Origin of the sequence: Halomonas sp. 707D4 (assembly GCF_024158685.1) — a bacterium.
Taxonomy (GTDB): Bacteria; Pseudomonadota; Gammaproteobacteria; order Pseudomonadales; family Halomonadaceae; genus Vreelandella.
The window spans coordinates 1-4113 of sequence record NZ_JAMZBD010000291.1 but is presented as its reverse complement, the minus strand read 5'-3'; the positions used below and the strand labels follow the sequence as shown (position 1 = coordinate 4113).

The 4113-nt window shown below is 64.9% G+C and carries 6 protein-coding genes; 5 read left to right on the top strand and 1 reads right to left on the bottom strand.

The genetic code is table 11. The features are described 5' to 3' along the window. The 4 genes from BIS11_RS12250 to nudC form a co-directional block, all read left to right on the top strand. Nucleotides 1–681: methyltransferase domain-containing protein (locus BIS11_RS12250; protein ID WP_253586132.1), on the top strand; the 681-nt coding region annotated here is incomplete at its 5' end. Beyond that, nucleotides 674–1147, top strand: a complete 474-nt coding sequence (rnhA, locus tag BIS11_RS12245) for a ribonuclease HI (protein WP_253418317.1) — start codon at nucleotides 674–676, stop codon at nucleotides 1145–1147. The genes BIS11_RS12250 and rnhA, both read left to right, overlap by 8 nt. Further along, nucleotides 1135–1878, top strand: coding sequence for a DNA polymerase III subunit epsilon (gene dnaQ, locus BIS11_RS12240; protein WP_253418320.1), 744 nt, complete (start codon nucleotides 1135–1137; stop codon nucleotides 1876–1878). The genes rnhA and dnaQ overlap by 13 nt, the downstream gene beginning before the upstream one ends. Beyond that, nucleotides 1865–2644 carry an NAD(+) diphosphatase gene (gene nudC, locus BIS11_RS12235; protein ID WP_253418322.1) on the top strand — a complete coding sequence of 260 codons (780 nt, stop codon included), beginning with the start codon at nucleotides 1865–1867 and terminating at the stop codon, nucleotides 2642–2644. The genes dnaQ and nudC overlap by 14 nt, the downstream gene beginning before the upstream one ends. Nucleotides 2645–2657: 13 nt before the next feature. Here the strand turns inward: nudC and BIS11_RS12230 are convergent, their stop codons facing one another. Continuing rightward, complete coding sequence (locus BIS11_RS12230) at nucleotides 2658–2969, bottom strand: SCP2 sterol-binding domain-containing protein (protein WP_253418325.1); 312 nt, start codon at nucleotides 2967–2969, stop codon at nucleotides 2658–2660. Nucleotides 2970–3133: 164 nt separating this feature from the next. On the opposite strand from BIS11_RS12230, the gene sohB reads away from it, so the two are divergent. Further along, on the top strand, nucleotides 3134–4113 hold a 980-nt coding region (gene sohB, locus BIS11_RS12225; RefSeq protein WP_253586130.1), incomplete at its 3' end, for a protease SohB.

Sequence of the window (4113 nt, the reverse complement as noted above, 5' to 3'; positions counted from 1 at the left end):
GTGGTGGAAAACCGCCGTGGCCAGCACGGCCTGGAGATGGGCATGGGGCGCTCGCTGCTCGGTCCCTCCGCCATTCCCCACCGCATTCGCTGGGCGCCGAACGAGGCGCTGGCGGAGTCCGCCTCCACCCTGGTGTGCCCGCCGGATCGCTTCGCGCTACCCGATCGTTGCCTCGACACCGTGGTGATCCATCACTGGCTCGAGCAGTTGCCGGATGCCCACTTCACGCTGCAGGAGGCCGCCCGGGTCACCAGCGATCACGGCGTGCTGGTGCTGTTCGGCTTCAACCCGGTGAGCGTGGGCGGGCTCTTGAAGCGCTGGCGCAAGCCCGGTGCGACGTTTCCCTTCGTCGGGCGCTGGATGAGCGTCAATCGCCTGCGCGACTGGCTGGCGTTTGTGGATTTCGAGGTGGAGCGCGTAGACTACTGCTGTTTTCGTGGCCGCATGAACGCCCCCTGCGGCGAGCACTGGGAAGCCCTCGGGCGGCGCCATAACCTGCCGCTCGGGCAGAGCTACATGATCAAGGCGCGCCGCCGCGAGCGCGGTGCGCCGATCGAGCGCATTCGCTTCGGGTTGCCCGCCAAGGCATCCCCTTCGTCGCTGGGCGCCACGCGTCGCCATGCGCCGGTGAAATCCATCGAGTCATCATCCCGTCTAGTGAAGGAAAATCAGCGTGACTAAGCAGGACAATCAGCCCCATGTCGTGGTCTATACCGATGGCGCCTGTCGTGGAAATCCCGGGCCCGGAGGGTGGGGAGTGGTCCTGTCGAGCGGCCCGCACGAGAAGACGCTAAAGGGGTTCGAGCCGCAGACCACCAACAACCGCATGGAGTTGATGGCCGCCATCATGGCGCTTCGCGCGCTTACGAAATCCTGCCACGTGGAGCTCTGGACCGACTCCCAGTACGTGCGCCAGGGCATCACCCAGTGGATTCACAATTGGGTCAAGCGCGGCTGGATGACCGCCGCCAAGCAGCCGGTCAAGAACGCCGAGCTCTGGAAGGCGCTGCACGAGCAGACCCACCGCCACCGTGTCGAGTGGCACTGGGTGAAAGGGCACAGCGGCCACCCCGGCAACGAGAAGGCCGATGCGCTGGCCAACGAAGCGATCGACGAACACAACAGGAGCACGCCATGCGCCAAGTAATTCTCGATACGGAAACCACCGGCATCGAAACCAAGGATGGCCACCGTATGGTGGAAATCGGCGCAATCGAGATGATCAACCGCCGCTTTACCGGACGCACCTACCACCAGTACATCAATCCCGAGCGACACATCGACGCCGAGGTGGTGGCGGTTCACGGCATCGACGATGCGCGGGTGGCCAACGAGCCGGTGTTCGCCGCGATCGCCGACGAGTTCTGGGCGTTCATCGAGGGCGCGGAGCTGGTCATCCACAACGCGCCTTTCGACGTCGGCTTCATCGACCATGAGCTGAACCTGGTCAACAAGAAACGTCAAGGTCCGGTGCTTGGGCCGGTACGCGATCACTGCCGCGTGCTGGATACCCTGACCATGGCGCGGCAGATGCACCCGGGCCAGCGCAACAGCCTCGATGCTCTGTGCAAGCGCTATGACATCGACAATGGCCACCGCGTGCTGCACGGCGCCTTGCTCGACGCCGAGATCCTCGCCGACGTCTACCTGGCGATGACCGGCGGGCAGACGGCCCTGAGCCTCGATGCGGAAGCTTCGGCCGAGCGTGAGCAGAGCTCCCAGGCAAGTGAAGGCATGGCGATCCGGCGCCTGGCGCTGACACCCGGGCAGTTGCGTGTCATTCGCCCGAACAGTGCGGAAGAGGCGGCGCACAGCGCCAAATGTCAGGCGCACCAGCTGCGCTGGCTCGAGGGCGAGGCGACCGATGCTCAGGCGTGAAATACCCAGCGGCGTGAGTGAAGGGCGGGTGATTCGACTGGCCCGCGGTCGCATCGCCCCGGGACTTGCAACCGAAGATGGCATGCTCACCCCGCTGCAGCCGACTCAAGCCTGGAGCGCCGCGTTCGAGCCGCTTTGCTACTGGCAGGACGAGCCGGTGGCGCTGTCGATCGAAGACGACTTCGAGGAGCATTGGCTCGAAGGGCGTGCCTGGCTCGATCAACTCTCGAGTGCCTGGTTCAGCCTGCTCTCCACTGCGCTTCAGGTGGGCGCCTGGCTCGAGAATCACCGCTTCTGCGGGCGCTGCGGCGCACAGGCAACACGGCTGTCCGCCGAGTTCGCCATGCATTGCCACGCCTGCGGGCATCGCAACTATCCACGTATCTCGCCGTGCATCATCACGCTGGTGACGCATGGCGAGGCGATGCTCCTGGCCCGCAGTCCGCGCTTCCCGCCGGGGCGCTACTCCACGCTTGCCGGCTTCATCGAGCCCGGCGAGTCCGCCGAGGAGGCCGTGCATCGTGAGGTGTTCGAGGAGGTGGGGGTTCACGTCGACAACCTGCGCTATCACCAGAGCCAGGCGTGGCCGTTTCCCCACTCGCTGATGCTGGGGTATTTCGCCGAGGCGACCACGCGGCGTATCGTCATCGACGGCGTCGAGATCAGCGACGCCGCCTGGTTCTCGCCACGCACGCTACCGTCGCTGCCGCCGACCTACTCGATTTCGCGAGACTTGATCGAGACGCATCTGGCGCGCGTTCGCTAGAAGACGATCGGCGTCACTCGCCGGGAAAGAGGCTGGTGAGCTTGGTGGCCAGCATGATGTTGCCGGTGGCCTTGAGCTTGCCGGTCATGAAGGCGGTCATGCCGTTGATCTCGCCGCTCATGATGCCCTTCAGGGTTTCGGTGCTGGTGCTGAGCGTGACCGACGGGTCGTCGTGCTCGCCCTGCTGGATGTCCAGGGTGCCGTCCTGGACGTGAAGGTAGTGGCTCTGCTCGTCGGAGAAGTGGAACTGGAACACATCGTCCATTCCCTTGGCGGCCTCGGGGTCGAAGCGGCGCTTGAGCTTGTCGAAGGTGGTCGTGGACATCGTGCATTTCCTGTGCGTATTCGTTTGAAGGCATTGCGTACCCGCTCACCCTAGGATGAAAGCGAACGGGCGCCTTGCAGACTATTTAAAACGTTCTTCTTAGGCAAGCGTCGCGACAGGCAGAGCCTTCGTGACATGCCGACAACTGCAAAAGGAGAGTGCAGATGAGTGAATGGATCGTCCATATAGGCACCTTCTTGATTCAAAGCCTCATTCTGACGGTGCTGTTGGTACTGGCGGGGCTGGTGCTGTTGCGCGGCAAGCGCGGTGGCGAGCGCCAGCCGACGCTGCACGTGGAGTCGCTCAACGAGCAGCGCCGCGGGCGTACCCGGCGCCTGCGAGTGGCCGCTACCGCAGGCGGCGCGCGCAAGAAGCTGATCAAGTCGTTGCGCCGCGAGGAGAAGTCGCGGCGCAAGCACGCGGCACGGGAGAACGGCGACCCGTCGCCGCGCGTCTGGGTGTTGAGCTTTCACGGTGACATCAAGGCCTCGCAGACCGAGCAGTTCGCCCAGGAAGTCTCGGCGGTCATCGAGGCAGCACGCCCTGACGACGAAGTCGTGGTGAGGCTCGAATCCGGGGGCGGACTGGTTCACGCCTACGGTCTGGCCGCTGCCGAGCTCGACCGGCTGCGCGAAGCGGGGCTCGTCACCACCGTGTGCATCGACAAGGTGGCGGCCAGCGGCGGCTATATGATGGCCTGCACCGCTCATCACATAAAGGCCGCACCCTTCGCGGTGATTGGCTCGATCGGTGTGGTCGCCCAGGTGCCCAACATCCACCGGCTGCTCAAGCGTCACGATATCGATGTCGAGCTTCTCACCGCCGGGCGCTACAAGCGCACTCTCACGGTGCTGGGCGAGAACACCGAAGAGGGGCGGGCCAAGTTCATCGACGATCTAGAGAACACTCATCGGCTCTTCAAGGAGTACGTGGCGCGCCACCGGCCCGGCATGGAGATCGACAAGCTCGCCACCGGCGAGATCTGGTACGGCAGCGAAGCGCTCGAGCAGCGTCTGGTCGACAGCGTGGGAACGAGCGAGGCGTATCTCGTGGAGCGCATGAAGGAGGCCCAGGTCTACAGCCTGCGCCTGGAGCCGCCGCGCACGCTGGGCCGGCGTTTCGGCAAGGCGGTGTCGGCGGGCGT